We start from the raw sequence: 14121 nt of genomic DNA, 5'->3' as shown, positions 1-14121 counted from the left end.
GGGAGAAAGACTGAATCCAGTATTTTCCGGTCTGGGGCAATCGAGCCCGGTCGCCGGGCCGAATAGCCGCCTATTTGCCAGTACCCAGCACAGTTCGACAGAGTTCGTCGGCGTTTGCCGCGCGCCGCGCGCGGTGTAACAATAGCGCCCTTCGCACCGCATATCCGTTCGGTCACCGCGGCGCACCGCCTTTTCTCCCCGTTGATCCGCTGAACCGCATGTCATTCCCGCTCGATTCCGCCCGCGTCGCCGTGATCGGCGGCGGCCCCGCCGGCCTGATGGCCGCCGAGACGCTTGCCCGGCGCGGCGTGCAAGTCCACGTATATGACGCGATGCCGTCGGTCGGCCGCAAATTCCTGATGGCGGGCAAAGGCGGCATGAACATCACGCATTCGGAAGCCCCCACGCCGTTTCTCGGGCGCTACGGCTCGCGCCGCGAGCGCATCGCGCCGTTACTCGACGCGTTCGGTCCCGACGCGCTGCGCGCATGGTTGCGCGAGTCGGGCGTCGAGACGTTCGTCGGCAGTTCGGGGCGCGTATTTCCGTCCGACATGAAGGCCGCGCCGATGCTGCGCGCGTGGCTGCATCGGCTACGCGAAGCGGGTGTGCAGTTTCATATGCGTCACAAGTGGAGCGGCTGGGCGTCAACATCCGAAGACGGTGCCGCCCACGCGTTGCGCTTCGACATGCCCGACGGCGAGCAGACGGTCAGCTGCGACGCGGTCGTGTTCGCGCTCGGCGGCGCCAGTTGGCCGCGTCTCGGCTCCGACGCCGCGTGGGTGCCGCTAATGACGTCGCGCGACGTGCCGGTGACGCCGCTGCGTCCCGCGAACTGCGGCTTCGACGCGGACTGGAGCCCGTATCTGCGCGAGCGTTTCGCAGGTCAGCCGATCAAGACGGTCGCGATTTCCCTCACCGGCGTAGACGGAAAAGTCCACAATCGACAAGGTGAAATACTTTTGACCGAAACGGGCCTCGAAGGGAGCCTGATTTACGCGTTGTCGGCGCCGATCCGCGAGCGAATTCTCGCCGGCGGCGAGGTCACGATCGCGCTGGATCTCGCGCCAGGCTTGCCGCTCGAGCGAGTCGTTGAGGAAGTGACGCGGCCGCGCGGCTCACGCTCGATTGCGAGCCATCTGCACGGGCGAATCGGAATCGGCGGGGTCAAGCTGGCGTTGTTGCACGAGATTCTGTCGAAAGAAGCATTCGCCGATGCGCGCGGCCTGGCCCACGCGATCAAGGCGCTGCCGATCCGACTGCTGCGCGCGCGACCAATCGAGGAAGCGATCAGTACGGCGGGCGGAATCCCGTTCGAGGCGTTGGACGCGCATCTGATGATCGACCGGATGCCCGGCGCATTCTGCGCGGGCGAAATGCTCGATTGGGAGGCGCCGACTGGTGGTTATCTGCTGACCGCCTGCTTTGCCAGCGGGCTGGTCGCTGGCCGGGGCGCATGCGCGTATCTGGAAGCGCACGGCACGTCGGCGTGACGCGCGCAGTCGCCATCACCGCACCTTGAGCCGCCACAACGACGTGACCTCGGCCGCTCGCGCAACATACAACGGATCGTTCTGATCGCTGGCCTTCGGATGCCGTGGACGAATGTCCTCGCGTCCCACGACACTGAGCCCCGCGTGCTCGATCGCCGCGAGGAGCCACTCGCGCGTGCGCAGCCCAAGGTGCTCGGCGAAATCCGAAATGATCAGCCAGCCCTCGCCGCCCTGCGTCAGATGATCAGCGAGGCCGTTCAGGAAGCCGACCAGCATGCGGCTGTCCGGATCGTAGACCGCGTATTCGAGCGGCGACGCGGGCCGCGCCGGCACCCACGGCGGATTGCAGACGACGAGCGGTGCGCGACCGTCCGGAAACAGATCGGCCTGCACGATCTCAACCTGCTCGGCGAAACCAAGTCGTGCGAGATTTTCACGAGCACACGCAAGCGCGCGCGCATCCTGGTCTGTCGCGACGATTTTGCGCACGCCGCGTTGGGCCAGCAGCGCGGCCAGCACGCCGGTGCCGGTGCCGATATCGAACGCGAGCTCCAGCGACGGCAGCGGCGTGCGCGCGACCAGATCGACGTACTCGCCGCGCACCGGTGAGAACACACCGTAGTGCGGATGGATGCGCTCGCCGAGCGCCGCAATCTCGACGCCCTTCTTGCGCCATTCGTGCGCGCCGATCAAACCGAGCAACTCGCGCAACGACACGACGGACGCGTCACCGGTCGCCGGTCCATAAGCTTCGATGCAGGCCTGCCGCACGTCGGGCGCGCGATGCAGCGGAATGGTGTAGTCGGCATCGAGCGGAATCAGGATCATGCCGAGCGTGCGCGCGCGCTGCGACTGCGCCTGCCGATGCAGGTTGAACGCGTCGAGCGGTGTCGCTCCCTGCTTGCGCGGCTTGCGTTCGAGCCGGCGCGTGACGGCCTGCAGCAGTTGGCGCGCGTTCTGGAAGTCGCCGCGCCACAGCAGCGCGGTGCCTTCGCAGGCGAGGCGGTAGGCCGAATCGGCGGTGGTGCGGTCGTCGGCGACGACGACGCGCTTCGGCGGCGGCACGGCCGCCTCGGAACGCCAGCGTGCGGTGCGCGGACCGTCGGCTTCTGGCCAGGTGAGAGTTGCGGGGCTGGTCATGGTGCAATGGAGTCGATGTGACGTCGTCGGCGACGTGGACCGCGGCAGCGGACCGGAATGTCCGGCGGCGGCCCGCCATCCCGGGCGACGCCCGAATAGTACCGTACCGCCGCCGTGCGGATCCGCGACGCGGCATGAATTGGTGACGGTGATGAGGTGAGTCTAGACGCAGCGAAAGTAGACAATAATATCCACAATCGACAAGGTGAAAGAGATATCGTGATTTTTGAGCCATCGCGGGGCTCACCTCACGCTGCCCCTCGCACGTTTTGACGTGCGTGAAACCCTCGTCGCAAGCGAGCCCGCCAAGGCTTCGGTGATCGGCATCAGAAACGATCCGGCCGATTTCCACCGAAAAAAGAAAAACCCCGCCAAAGCGTGTGCTTCGACGGGGTTTTCTAGCATTTGCAGTTACTGCTGATAAAGCAATCTGGTGCCGGCTGCAGGACTCGAACCCGCCACCTCATGATTACAAGTCAAGCGCTCTACCTGATGAGCTAAGCCGGCATGAGGCCGTGATTCTACTTCATTTCACGATCTTAAGGCGAGCCCTTCCGCCGCCTTTCGAGCCATCGTCGTCGGGCTGCGGTTTGTCGTCGGCGTCGGTGGCCACGGCCGGGTCGGCTGGGGCGGTTTCGACGGCGCGCGGAGCCGTCGGCGTGTCAGCTTCGTCCGCGGCATCCGCGCCCGAATCCTGAGCCTCGCCGCCCGCCGATTCGACCGGGAACGCCATTCCCTGGCCGTTTTCGCGCGCGTAGATCGCGAGGATATTGGCGATCGGCACCTCGATCTTGTGCGACTTGCCGGAGAAGCGCGCGTTGAACTCGATCCACTCGTTGCCCATCTGCAACTGGCTGGTCGCCTCGAAGCTGATGTTCAACACGATTTCGTTGTCGCGCACGAACTGACGGGGCACGCGCGTCTGATTGTCGACGCGGACCGCGATATGCGGTGTGTAGCCGTTATCCGTGCACCACTCGTAGAGCGCGCGCAACAGATAGGGCTTCGTGGAAATCTCTTGCATCAGCAGTCCTCTTGCGGGCGCGTACGCCGCATCGAAGCGATGCGGCGTACGCGCTCCAAAGCCAAACTCAACGACGCATCACCTTTTCCGACGGCGTCAGCGCTTCGATATAAGCCGGGCGGCTGAAAATGCGCTCGGCGTACTTCATCAGCGGCGCGGCGTTCTTCGACAGCTCGATACCATAGTGGTCAAGGCGCCAAAGCAGCGGTGCGATCGCGACGTCGAGCATCGAGAACTCTTCGCCGAGCATGTACTTGTTCTTCAGGAAGATCGGCGCGAGCTGCGTCAGGCGATCGCGGATCGCGAGGCGCGCCTTCTCGTGATTCTTCTCCGCTGCCTTGCCCTTCTCATTTTCGAGCGTGCCGACGTGAACGAACAGCTCTTTCTCGAAGTTGAGCAGGAACAGGCGGGCACGCGCGCGCTGGACCGGATCGGCCGGCATCAGCTGCGGGTGCGGGAAGCGCTCGTCGATGTACTCGTTGATGATGTTCGATTCGTACAGAATCAGGTCCCGTTCGACGAGAATCGGCACCTGACCATACGGATTCATCACGGCGATGTCTTCCGGCTTGTTGAACAGGTCGACGTCGCGGATCTCGAAGTCCATGCCCTTTTCGAACAACACCAGCCGGCAACGCTGGGAGAACGGGCAAGTAGTGCCGGAATACAGAACCATCATGTTTACGTTTCCTCAAAAAGCTGAAGGGCCAGCGCGCGGAAAAACCGTTCAGCAGGTTTTTCCTGGCGCCGGCCCCACGCCATGTAGCGGCGTGATTATTTGATATGTTTCCAGTACGCGGCGTTCAGTCGCCAGGCGAAAAAGCTCAGGATACCGAGGAACAACAGCACCCACACGCCAAGTTGCCTGCGGGTTTGCTGCGTCGGTTCGGACATCCATGACAGGTACGACACGAGGTCGGCCACAGCAGAATCATAATCTACCGGCGACATCGTCCCCGGAGTCAGTTGCTGGAAGCCGAGGAATTTGTGTACTTTTTCGCCGGTTTTTTCGTCGGTCTCGTCGCCGAATTTCGCCGCGCGCTGCCCCTGAAGCTGCCACAGCACGTGAGGCATGCTCACGTTTTGGTACACCAGATTGTTCCAGCCGGTCGGCCGCGTATCGTCGCGGTAAAAACTCCGCAGATACGTGTAAAGCCAGTCCGTGCCGCGCGCCCGCGCCTCCACCGACAGATCCGGCGGCGTCGCCCCAAACCACCCTTTCGCATCCTCCGGGCGCATCGCCACGGTCATCGTGTTGCCGACCTTGTCGGTGGTGAACAGCAGGTTCGCCTGGATTTCGTTCGGCGTGATGCCGAGATCGGTCAGGCGGTTGTAGCGCATCAGGTTCGCGCTGTGGCAATTCAGGCAGTAGTTTACAAACAATTGCGCGCCGTGCTGCAAAGAAGCGAAATTGTTCGTGTTGTCCGGGGCGCGATCGAGCGGGAAATTCTCGTCCGCGTGAACCGGAGCGGCCAACAGCGCAAGCACGGTCGCGCCGACCAGCGCGCACATCGAAAGCAGTTTTTTCATCTTCATGTTCTCCTGGCTCGCGATTAGTGAGGCTTGAACCGCACCCGCTCGGGCGGCTGCTTGAACTTGCCAAGCCGCGTCCAGAAGGGCATGCCGAGGAAAAACGCGAAGTAGATCAGCGCGCAGATCTGGGCGATCAGCGTCGCGGCCGGCGACGGCGGTCGCGTGCCGAGGAAGCCGAGCGTCAGGAACGCGATCACGAAGATCCCGAAGAAAACCTTGTGGAAGAACGGCCGGTAGCGGATCGACTTGACCGGCGACCGGTCCAGCCACGGCAGGAAGAACAGCGAAATCACCGCGCTGCCCATCACTACGACGCCCCAGAACTTCGATTCGGTGAACACCATCGCGACGATCACCAGCACCGCAAGCACCGGCAGACCGAGCTTCCACTTGCCGCGCGCGCGCACGAGCGCCAGCAACCCGAGTAGCGCGATGACGATCATCAGCACGATCTTGAATGGATCGGTGGTGGCGCGCAGCATCGCATAAAAGGCGGTGAAGTACCACACAGGCGCAATTTCCGGCGGCGTCTGCAGCGGATTCGCGGGGATGAAGTTGTTGGCTTCAAGGAAGTACCCACCCATTTCCGGCGCGAAGAAGATGATCGCGGCGAAGATCAACAGGAAGATCGCCACGCCCATGAAGTCGTGCACCGAGTAGTACGGGTGGAACGGAATGCCGTCGAGCGGCACGCCATCCGGGCCCTTCTTGGCCTTGATCTCAATGCCGTCGGGGTTGTTCGAGCCGACTTCGTGCAGCGCGACCAGGTGCGCGATCACGAGGCCGACCAGCACCAGTGGAATCGCGATCACGTGAAACGCGAAGAAGCGGTTCAGCGTGACGTCGGACACGACGTAGTCGCCGCGAATCCACAGCGACAGATCCGGCCCGATGAACGGAATCGCCGAGAACAGGTTCACGATCACCTGCGCGCCCCAGAACGACATCTGCCCCCACGGCAGCAGATAGCCGAAGAACGCCTCGGCCATCAGGCTCAGGAAGATCAGGCAGCCGAAAATCCACACGAGCTCGCGCGGCTTGCGGTACGAGCCGTACATGAGCCCGCGGAACATGTGCAGATACACGACGACGAAAAACATCGACGCACCCGTCGAGTGCATGTAGCGGATCAGCCAGCCCCACGGCACTTCGCGCATGATGTACTCGACCGACGAGAACGCGAGCGTCGCGTCGGGCTTGTAGTTCATCGTCAGGAATATGCCGGTGACGATCTGGTTGACCAGCACCAGCAACGCAAGCGAACCGAAGAAGTACCAGAAGTTGAAGTTCTTCGGCGCGTAGTACTCGGAAACGTGCTTCTTCCACGTAGCAGTCATCGGGAAGCGCTGGTCGATCCAACCAGCCAGCCCGGTCGTCTCTACTTCGTGTTCGCTCGCCATTACGCTTCTCCTTTTTCGTCCTTCCCGATCACAAGGGCCGTCGCCGACGTGAACATGAAGCGCGGGATGTCGAGGTTCTGCGGAGCGGGTTTGTTCTTGAAGACGCGGCCGGCCATGTCGTAGGTCGAGCCGTGGCACGGGCACAGGAAGCCGCCGGGCCAGTCGTCGGGGAGATTCGGCTGCGGGCCTTCCTGGAAGCGCGGCGTCGGCGTGCAGCCCAGATGCGTGCAAACGGCAACAGCGACGAGCAGATGCTTGTTCTCGGCGCGTGAACGGAATTCGTTGTTGCAGTAGTCCGGCAGCGGCATCGAGAACGGATTCAGCGAGTGGGGGTCCGCTACCTGGCTGTCGGCTTTTTGAACATCGGCGAGCATGCGGTCCGTGCGGTTGATGATCCACACCGGCTTGCCACGCCAGGCGACCGTCATCATGTCGCCGGGCTTCAGACCACTGATATCGACCTCGACCGGGGCACCTGCGGCCTTGGCCTTTTCGGATGGTGCAAACGAACTAACAAAGGGTACGACAACGGCAACACCTCCTATGCCGCCTGCTACGGTCGTCGCTACCAGCCAGTTACGGCGGCTGCCATCGACGCGTTCCTCTTCTTTGTCTCGCATTACACGCCCCACTTCTGAGTTGGATTTTTCCTTCACGTCGCTTCTACCGCCGCTAGTTTGCTCGAATGGAGTCGCCATTTACAAGGGCCGATTGCCAAAAACCGTGCGAAGCCCTTGATAACTCAGGGTTTGTCCGTACCGATCGCAAACTTTTTCGTGCCCCCTTTTAAGTGCCTTCTGCGGTATTCCTGCGTTTTTCTTCGTTAATGCAATTCGCAATTCAAACGGGATTGGGGATATCGATAAACAGATGTTCGATATCGAACGATTCGGACAGATGCTTGCCCACCGCCTGCACGCCGAAGCGCTCGGTCGCGTGGTGGCCAGCTGCCAGAAATGCGACGCCGCTTTCCGCCGCCGTATGCATCACCGACTCGGATACCTCGCCGGTCACGTAGACGTCGACACCCGCGTTGATCGCCGCGTCGAACATGCCTTGCGCGGCGCCCGTGCACCAGCCGACGCGGCGCAGTTCCATATCCGAATCGCCGAACACGAGCGGCGTGCGGCCCAGCGTCTGCTCGATTTCCGCGGTAAGGTGCGACAGCGTGATCGGCATCGGCAGCGTGGCGAGCCAGCCCAGATCGTTGTCGCCGAAACGCGCGTCGCTGATCCAGCCCATCTTCTCGCCGATCTGCGCGTTGTTGCCGAACTCGGGATGATCGTCGAGCGGCAGATGGTAGGCGAACAGGTTCAGGTCGTTGGCGAGCAGCAGCTTCAAACGAGCATGTTTGCGGCCGGTTATCTGCGGTGCCTCGTTGCGCCAGAAGTAGCCGTGATGGACCAGCACGGCGTCCGCGCCCCAGTCGAGCGCGGCCTCCAGGAAGGCCACCGACGCGGTCACGCCGGTCGCGAGTTTGTTGATCCGGCGGCGTCCTTCGACCTGCAATCCGTTCGGGCAATAGTCCTTGAAGCGCGCGGTTTCAAGGAGATTGTTCAAGTACAATTCAAGTTCAATCCGATCCATATAGACCTCTAGTCTTCAGATGCTTAGACGCTTCTGGCTGTTATTTGCCCAAGCGGTGACGGTGCTGTTGGCGCTGATGTTCATCATTGCGACCCTCAAACCGCATTGGCTGCAGCGTCAAGGACAATTCGGCAGACAACTCGCCGAACCGATCGTCGCGCTACGGGAAGTGGCGCCGGGCATCGGCACTGGCCATGCCGAAACGTCCTATGCCGAAGCGGCGCAAAAGGCCATGCCCGCGGTCGTCAACGTGTTCTCCAGCAAGGATGGCTCGCTGCCTCCCGACCCGCGCGCCAAAGATCCGCTGTTCCGCTACTTCTTCGGCGACAGGAACAATCGCAAGCAGCAGGAGCAGCCTGCCTCGAATCTCGGCTCAGGCGTGATAGTGAGTTCGGAAGGTTACATTCTAACGAACCAGCACGTCGTCGACGGCGCCGATCAGATCGAAATCGCGCTCGCCGATGGCCGCACCGCCAGCGCGAAGGTCATCGGCATCGACCCTGAAACCGATCTGGCCGTGCTCAAGGTCAATATGACCAATCTGCCCACCATCACGCTCGGCCGGATGGACCAGACCCGCGTCGGCGACGTCGTACTCGCGATCGGCAATCCGTTCGGCGTCGGGCAGACCGTGACGATGGGCATCGTCAGCGCGCTCGGCCGCAACCATCTCGGCATCAATACGTTCGAAAACTTCATCCAGACCGACGCCCCGATCAACCCCGGCAACTCGGGCGGTGCGCTCGTCGACATGAACGGCAACCTGCTCGGCATCAACACCGCCATCTACTCGCGCTCGGGCGGCTCGCTCGGCATCGGCTTCGCGATTCCGGTGTCGACCGCGCGCAGCGTGCTCGAGAGCATCATTACGACCGGAACGGTCACGCGCGGCTGGATCGGCGTCGAACCGCAGGACGTAACGCCGGAAATCGCGGAGTCGTTCGGGCTCGATCAGAAGTCGGGCGCGATTGTCGCGGGCGTGCTGAAAAGCGGCCCGGCCGACCGCGCGGGCATCAAGCCCGGCGACATCCTGACGAGCGTAAACGGCCAGGCGATCACCGATACCACGCGTCTATTGAACGTGATCGCGCAGATCAAGCCCGGTACGGCGGCGAAAGTGCATCTGGTGCGCAAAGGTCATCAGATCGATCTCGACGTGAAGATCGGCAAACGCCCGCCGCCGCCGAAACAGACGGAAGACGACAACGGCGGCGGCGATCAGCCGGATGACGAAGGCGGCTGAAGCTAAATGCCGCGATTCCACGCAATGAATAAGGGCAGTCCGCAATGAACTGCCCTTTTTCATTTGACGCCCGGCACTGACTCGCGACACCTCAACTGGACGGCGGCGGACTCGCATCCTCCACGACCACCGGCTGCTTGCCGACGATCAACCGCGCCGCGACGATGCCAGCTTCATACAGCAGAATCAGCGGGACCGCGAGGATCAGCTGCGAAAACACGTCCGGCGGCGTTACGACGGCCGACACCACGAACGCGCCGACGATCACATACGGCCGAATCTCCTTCAACTTCTTCAGCGTCACCACGTTCATCCGCACCAGCAGCACGACGACGATCGGCACCTCGAACGTGACGCCGAACGCGATGAACATCGTCAGCACGAAGCTCAGGTAATTGTTGATATCGGTTGTCATTTCCGCGCCGAGCGGCGCGTTGTAGTGCGCCATCACGCGGAAAATGGTCGGAAACACGACGAAGTACGCGAACGCCATGCCGCATAGGAACAGCGTGTAACTGCTCGCGACCAGCGGCGCGACCAGCTTCTTCTCGTGCTGATAGAGCCCGGGCGCAACGAACGCCCAGATCTGGTACAGCACGACCGGCAGCGCGATCACGAAGGCGACCAGCATCGTCACCTTCATCGGCACGAAGAACGAGCCAGTGACGTCTGTGACGATCATCTTGCCGTCCTTCGGCAGATTCATCATCAGCGGACGGGCGAGCAGTTTGAAGATGTCCGGCGCCCAGTACACGAGCCCGATGAACACGACGACGACGGCGAGCCCCGCACGGATGATCCGATCACGCAGTTCGACGAGGTGGGAAATGAAGGTCTCTTCAGTGCCTTCGTTCTGGGATTGCTGGGGGTCGCTCACACCGGCCCTCGGTTAGAGATTGTCGATCTGAACATCAGAAGAACCGCGTCGGACGACGCAGGTTGGCAGGCGTGTGCCGCGCAACGCGCGCGGCGCCCGACTGCACGCGCGTGCGCCGCAGGCTCGCTCGCTTGTACCAGGTGGGCGTGGCGCTCTGCTGGACGCGCCAGGTCTTGCGTTTGGGCGCGGCGGCCGGCGTACTGACCGGCCACGAGGCGGCACCCGCGCTGCCGCTGGCCCCGCTGCCGGCGTCTTCGAGCGCGCCGCCGGCGATGCTCGGCGACACCGACGTACCGCTATTCCATGCTTCGTTCAGTTCATTCTCGTGCTTGCGCAGATTGTCCTGAACCGACGTTTCGACATTGCTCGCGGCCTTCTCGAACTCGGTCTTCATGCGCCGCAATTCGTCGAGCTCGATTTCGCGCGTGACTTCGGCCTTAACGTCGTTGATGTACCGCTGTGCGCGGCCGAACAGCGCGCCGGCCGTGCGGGCGACACGCGGCAGGCGCTCAGGCCCGAGGACGACCAGCGCGACGACGCCGATCAGCGCCATCTTGGTTAGACCGAGGTCCAGCATGAAGTGGAATGTCCGTCAGAAACGCGGGAACGGCGCGAAGGCCGCGGCTTAGCGGTAATCGCTCGATTGCTGCGTCTTTTCCTTCGCTTCGACGTCCACGGCGCCGTTGCGCGGCAGCTCGCGCTGCTGCTGTTGCGCGGCGGCCGACGACGAATCGGCTTCCTTCACGCCTTCCTTGAAGCCCTTCACGGCGCCGCCCAGATCGCTGCCGATGTTGCGCAGCTTCTTCGTGCCGAACACGAGCGCGACGATCAACAGAACGATCAACCAATGCCAAATACTCAACGAACCCATGACTACTCTCCTTAACCCCGGCGCCGCATCTCGATGCGGCCAATTTGCATAACCTGAAGCGCGTGCGCTTCATCTCCATATATCTCTACGTTACCGCAGGCTGCACCGCCTCGCTCGCAATGCGGCCAACGTCTCTACGCCTGTCATTGTGGCCACACGATCGCGTCGACGTTATTACACAGCGGTAAAAACAACGGCAGCGCTATTGTCCTCGACCAAAACTCGCGGCGGTGCGCACTTGCCACGCATCGCGCATGAACCGGCCCTCAGCCCATGCGTTGCCAGGGACGCGGTCCCGCGAGAATGTGCGCGTGCAGGTGATACACCTCCTGACCACCGCCCGGACCGGTATTGATTACCGTGCGAAAGCCCGTTTCGCCGCCGTTATACGCGACCCCCAATTGTTCGGCCAGTCGCGCGGCCAGGATAAGCATTCTACCAAGCAGAGGCGCGTCGCTTTCCGTGCAGTTCGACAGCGTTGCAATGTGCTTGCGAGGAATCACCAGCACATGCGTTTCGGCCGCCGGACGGATGTCGCGGAAGGCGACGAACTCGTCGTCTTCGTGGACCCTGGTCGACGGGATTTCGCCAGCGGCAATCTTGCAGAAAAGACAGTTCGGATCGTGACTCATCGTATTCCTGACGCGGTATGACTTAGGCGAGCGAAGCCGCCCGCGCCGAAGTTCGATCCGAAAGCCGGCCCGCCCATACGGACCGGCTAGCGTTCAGACCCAACTGGCCGGATTCGCGAACGGCTTGTTATCGTACAGATACAGCCAGCCTTTGATAATACGGTACAACATCCATATGCTGACTGCCCACAGCACCGGAATGCCGATCACGACGAGCAGCAGCAACGCGCCGATCGCGTAACCGACGAGGCCCAGCCAGAACGTGCGGATCTGCCATTCGAAGTGCGCTTCGTACGGCGTGCCGGCTACGTCCGACCGTTTGACGTAGTTGATGATGATCGCGATCAGAATGGTGAGCCCGCCGGTCAGCCAGTGGACCGCATACAGCGCGTACAGCACGTGCGTGAGCGTGCGCAGGCTGCGCTCGCGCTCAGGCTCCATCGCGTGGCGGTAGACCGGCGGCGGATAGCTTCCTTGCGGCTGTTCCATGCTTGCGTCCTCCCGGAGGTGCGGTTACCGCTATATTGGTGGCGCGCGCGCGACTTCAAGCGGAAACGCCAGATTTCCGCTCCGGCTGCTCAGTCGCCGTTTTCCTCGCGCTCGCGGCTCTTGCGCAGCGCCTTTTCCTCGATGCCCGACAGGCCTTCGCGACGCTCGAGTTCGGCGATCACGTCGGCGGGGCTCAGATCGAAATGCGACAACATCACGAGGCAGTGGAACCACAGGTCCGCAACCTCGCCGACCAGCGCCTTCGGTGCGCCGCCCTGGCGCACGTCCTTCGCGGCCAGCACGACTTCGGTGGCTTCTTCGCCGATCTTTTTCAGCACCGCGTCGTCGCCCTTGTGGAACAGGCGCGATACATACGAGATGTCCGGATCGCCGCCCTTGCGGCTGTCGATCACCGCCGCGAGGCGCAGCAGCGTGTCAAGCGTGGAAGTCGTGGCGGGCGACGGGTTTTGCGTGGATTGCGTCATTTGTAGATGTGTTCGGGGTCTTTCAGCACGGGATCGACGGCCTGCCAGTCGCCGTCGTCCACCGAGCCTTCGAATTTCTGGAAAAAGCACGAGTGGCGGCCGGTGTGGCACGCGATGCCCGATACCTGCTCGACTTTCAGCAGCACGACGTCTTCGTCGCAATCGAGTCGCACTTCATGCACATGCTGCACGTGGCCCGACTCCTCACCCTTGAACCACAGGCGCTGGCGCGAGCGCGAGAAATACACCGCGCGGCCGGTCTCGACGGTCTTCGCGAGAGCCTCGCGGTTCATCCACGCGAACATCAGCACGTCGCTCGTCGACGCTTCCTGTGCGATCACCGGCACGAGGCCGTTCGCGTCCCACTTGACTTTGTCGAGCCAGTTCACTGCCGAGGGATTCATCACGTCACAACCTCACCGAAATGCCCTGGTCGGCCATGAAGCGCTTGGCCTCGCCGACCGTGTGTTCGCCATAGTGGAAGATGCTCGCGGCGAGCACCGCGTCCGCGCGACCGCTCTTGATGCCGTCGGCGAGATGCTGCAGATTGCCGACGCCGCCCGAGGCGATCACGGGCACCGGCACCGCGTCCGACACCGCGCGCGTGAGCGAAAGGTCGAAGCCGCTCTTGGTGCCGTCGCGATCCATGCTGGTCAGCAGGATTTCGCCCGCGCCCAACTCGGCCATCTTGCGCGCCCATTCGACCGCATCGAGACCGGTGGCCTTGCGGCCGCCGTGCGTGAACACTTCCCAGCGCGGCGTTTCGCCGTCGGCCGACACGCGCTTCGCATCGATCGCGACGACGATGCACTGCGAGCCGTATTTGGCGGTCGCGTCCTTCACGAGTTGCGGATTCGCTACCGCCGACGAATTCATGCTGATCTTGTCGGCGCCCGCGTTCAGCAGGCGCCGCACGTCTTCGACCGCGCGCACGCCGCCACCGACCGTCAGCGGAATGAACACCTGCGAAGCGACCGCCTCGATGATCGGCAGAATCAGGTCGCGCTGATCCGAGGTCGCGGTGATGTCGAGGAACGTCAGTTCGTCGGCGCCCTGATCGTCGTAACGGCGCGCGATTTCGACCGGGTCGCCCGCGTCGCGCAGTTCGACGAAGTTGACGCCCTTGACCACGCGGCCCGCGGTGACGTCGAGACAGGGGATGATGCGTTTAGCTAGAGCCATGATCGTGCAATTCTGCCAATACCGCTGATGAGGCCGCTCGCTTGCGGGCAAGCGGCACGGTGCCGGCGCGAGCGGTTGCGTCGCGCCGCGAGTGAGGTGCCGGCCGGAAACTGGCGAAGTTCCGGGCGCTTAATCGTGCGACGCGCGTTACAGGCAAGCCATCGGTCG

At 62.8% G+C, this 14121-nt stretch carries 17 protein-coding genes and 1 tRNA gene; 2 read left to right on the top strand and 16 right to left on the bottom strand.

Features of this window, described 5'->3' with window-relative positions:
- Window positions 1-218: 218 nt before the first annotated feature.
- Complete coding sequence (locus tag OKW45_RS34490; RefSeq protein WP_429473241.1) at window positions 219-1490, top strand: TIGR03862 family flavoprotein; 1272 nt, start codon at window positions 219-221, stop codon at window positions 1488-1490.
- A 15-nt stretch (window positions 1491-1505) separates the two neighbouring features.
- Here the strand turns inward: OKW45_RS34490 and OKW45_RS34485 are convergent, their stop codons facing one another.
- The 8 genes from OKW45_RS34485 to OKW45_RS34450 all read right to left on the bottom strand — a co-directional run bounded on the left by OKW45_RS34485 (window position 1506) and on the right by OKW45_RS34450 (window position 8174).
- Window positions 1506-2630: a methyltransferase gene (locus OKW45_RS34485; RefSeq protein WP_429473239.1), complete on the bottom strand. Its 1125-nt coding sequence runs from the start codon at window positions 2628-2630 to the stop codon at window positions 1506-1508.
- A 431-nt stretch (window positions 2631-3061) separates the two neighbouring features.
- Window positions 3062-3137 (bottom strand) — tRNA-Thr (locus OKW45_RS34480).
- 19 nt (window positions 3138-3156) lie between these two features.
- The gene (locus OKW45_RS34475; protein ID WP_429473237.1) at window positions 3157-3654 is read right to left on the bottom strand and encodes a ClpXP protease specificity-enhancing factor; all 498 of its coding nucleotides are present in this window, start codon (window positions 3652-3654) and stop codon (window positions 3157-3159) included.
- Between the two features lie 67 nt (window positions 3655-3721).
- Entirely contained in the window at window positions 3722-4333 is a 612-nt protein-coding gene (locus tag OKW45_RS34470; RefSeq protein WP_006052302.1) for a glutathione S-transferase N-terminal domain-containing protein, read from the bottom strand.
- Between the two features lie 95 nt (window positions 4334-4428).
- Entirely contained in the window at window positions 4429-5184 is a 756-nt protein-coding gene (locus OKW45_RS34465; protein WP_026225716.1) for a cytochrome c1, read from the bottom strand.
- Window positions 5185-5207: 23 nt separating this feature from the next.
- Entirely contained in the window at window positions 5208-6587 is a 1380-nt protein-coding gene (locus OKW45_RS34460; protein ID WP_018420082.1) for a cytochrome b, read from the bottom strand.
- A complete protein-coding gene (gene petA, locus OKW45_RS34455; RefSeq protein WP_090802072.1) occupies window positions 6587-7207 on the bottom strand; it encodes a ubiquinol-cytochrome c reductase iron-sulfur subunit in 621 nt (206 codons plus the stop codon). The genes OKW45_RS34460 and petA overlap by 1 nt, the downstream gene beginning before the upstream one ends.
- Before the next feature lie 220 nt (window positions 7208-7427).
- Window positions 7428-8174, bottom strand: coding sequence for a Nif3-like dinuclear metal center hexameric protein (locus tag OKW45_RS34450; protein WP_026225715.1), 747 nt, complete (start codon window positions 8172-8174; stop codon window positions 7428-7430).
- A 19-nt stretch (window positions 8175-8193) separates the two neighbouring features.
- Here OKW45_RS34450 and OKW45_RS34445 point away from each other — a divergent pair, with 19 nt between their 5' ends.
- A complete protein-coding gene (locus tag OKW45_RS34445; RefSeq protein ID WP_429473235.1) occupies window positions 8194-9417 on the top strand; it encodes a Do family serine endopeptidase in 1224 nt (407 codons plus the stop codon).
- Window positions 9418-9508: 91 nt separating this feature from the next.
- On the opposite strand, the gene tatC is transcribed toward OKW45_RS34445, so the two are convergent.
- From tatC to hisF, 8 genes are all read right to left on the bottom strand, one after another.
- On the bottom strand, window positions 9509-10294 hold the full coding sequence (gene tatC / locus OKW45_RS34440) for a twin-arginine translocase subunit TatC (protein ID WP_018420078.1): 786 nt from the start codon (window positions 10292-10294) through the stop codon (window positions 9509-9511).
- A gap of 34 nt (window positions 10295-10328) precedes the next feature.
- Window positions 10329-10871: a Sec-independent protein translocase protein TatB gene (tatB, locus tag OKW45_RS34435; RefSeq protein WP_429473233.1), complete on the bottom strand. Its 543-nt coding sequence runs from the start codon at window positions 10869-10871 to the stop codon at window positions 10329-10331.
- A gap of 48 nt (window positions 10872-10919) precedes the next feature.
- Entirely contained in the window at window positions 10920-11165 is a 246-nt protein-coding gene (tatA, locus tag OKW45_RS34430; protein ID WP_429473232.1) for a Sec-independent protein translocase subunit TatA, read from the bottom strand.
- Between the two features lie 266 nt (window positions 11166-11431).
- Complete coding sequence (locus OKW45_RS34425) at window positions 11432-11797, bottom strand: histidine triad nucleotide-binding protein (RefSeq protein WP_018420075.1); 366 nt, start codon at window positions 11795-11797, stop codon at window positions 11432-11434.
- Window positions 11798-11890: 93 nt separating this feature from the next.
- Entirely contained in the window at window positions 11891-12286 is a 396-nt protein-coding gene (locus OKW45_RS34420) for a DUF4870 family protein (protein WP_184009178.1), read from the bottom strand.
- An 89-nt stretch (window positions 12287-12375) separates the two neighbouring features.
- Complete coding sequence (locus OKW45_RS34415; protein ID WP_429473231.1) at window positions 12376-12771, bottom strand: phosphoribosyl-ATP diphosphatase; 396 nt, start codon at window positions 12769-12771, stop codon at window positions 12376-12378.
- On the bottom strand, window positions 12768-13175 hold the full coding sequence (gene hisI / locus OKW45_RS34410) for a phosphoribosyl-AMP cyclohydrolase (protein WP_018420072.1): 408 nt from the start codon (window positions 13173-13175) through the stop codon (window positions 12768-12770). Before hisI ends, OKW45_RS34415 begins: the two co-directional genes overlap by 4 nt.
- A gap of 4 nt (window positions 13176-13179) precedes the next feature.
- Complete coding sequence (hisF, locus tag OKW45_RS34405) at window positions 13180-13953, bottom strand: imidazole glycerol phosphate synthase subunit HisF (protein ID WP_026225713.1); 774 nt, start codon at window positions 13951-13953, stop codon at window positions 13180-13182.
- Window positions 13954-14121 lie beyond the last annotated feature (168 nt).

The organism is Paraburkholderia lebeckiae (assembly GCF_050436225.1).
In the GTDB taxonomy this organism is placed as follows: Bacteria; Pseudomonadota; Gammaproteobacteria; order Burkholderiales; family Burkholderiaceae; genus Paraburkholderia; species Paraburkholderia tuberum.
The sequence above is the reverse complement of the archived record's forward strand: the minus strand, read 5'-3'. Positions and strand labels throughout refer to the sequence as shown.

What these genes read in the sequence shown, in the direction of transcription:
- OKW45_RS34465 (WP_026225716.1), bottom strand. Translation starts at nt 5,184, where the DNA reads ATGAAAAAACTGCTTTCGATGTGCGCGCTGGTCGGCGCGACCGTGCTT.
- OKW45_RS34425 (WP_018420075.1), bottom strand. Translation starts at nt 11,797, where the DNA reads ATGAGTCACGATCCGAACTGTCTTTTCTGCAAGATTGCCGCTGGCGAA.
- OKW45_RS34420 (WP_184009178.1), bottom strand. Translation starts at nt 12,286, where the DNA reads ATGGAACAGCCGCAAGGAAGCTATCCGCCGCCGGTCTACCGCCACGCG.
- OKW45_RS34450 (WP_026225715.1), bottom strand. Translation starts at nt 8,174, where the DNA reads ATGGATCGGATTGAACTTGAATTGTACTTGAACAATCTCCTTGAAACC.
- OKW45_RS34485 (WP_429473239.1), bottom strand. Translation starts at nt 2,630, where the DNA reads ATGACCAGCCCCGCAACTCTCACCTGGCCAGAAGCCGACGGTCCGCGC.
- OKW45_RS34460 (WP_018420082.1), bottom strand. Translation starts at nt 6,587, where the DNA reads ATGGCGAGCGAACACGAAGTAGAGACGACCGGGCTGGCTGGTTGGATC.
- hisI (WP_018420072.1), bottom strand. Translation starts at nt 13,175, where the DNA reads ATGAATCCCTCGGCAGTGAACTGGCTCGACAAAGTCAAGTGGGACGCG.
- tatA (WP_429473232.1), bottom strand. Translation starts at nt 11,165, where the DNA reads ATGGGTTCGTTGAGTATTTGGCATTGGTTGATCGTTCTGTTGATCGTC.
- petA (WP_090802072.1), bottom strand. Translation starts at nt 7,207, where the DNA reads ATGCGAGACAAAGAAGAGGAACGCGTCGATGGCAGCCGCCGTAACTGG.
- OKW45_RS34475 (WP_429473237.1), bottom strand. Translation starts at nt 3,654, where the DNA reads ATGCAAGAGATTTCCACGAAGCCCTATCTGTTGCGCGCGCTCTACGAG.
- OKW45_RS34470 (WP_006052302.1), bottom strand. Translation starts at nt 4,333, where the DNA reads ATGATGGTTCTGTATTCCGGCACTACTTGCCCGTTCTCCCAGCGTTGC.
- hisF (WP_026225713.1), bottom strand. Translation starts at nt 13,953, where the DNA reads ATGGCTCTAGCTAAACGCATCATCCCCTGTCTCGACGTCACCGCGGGC.
- OKW45_RS34415 (WP_429473231.1), bottom strand. Translation starts at nt 12,771, where the DNA reads ATGACGCAATCCACGCAAAACCCGTCGCCCGCCACGACTTCCACGCTT.
- OKW45_RS34445 (WP_429473235.1), top strand. Translation starts at nt 8,194, where the DNA reads ATGCTTAGACGCTTCTGGCTGTTATTTGCCCAAGCGGTGACGGTGCTG.
- tatB (WP_429473233.1), bottom strand. Translation starts at nt 10,871, where the DNA reads ATGCTGGACCTCGGTCTAACCAAGATGGCGCTGATCGGCGTCGTCGCG.
- OKW45_RS34490 (WP_429473241.1), top strand. Translation starts at nt 219, where the DNA reads ATGTCATTCCCGCTCGATTCCGCCCGCGTCGCCGTGATCGGCGGCGGC.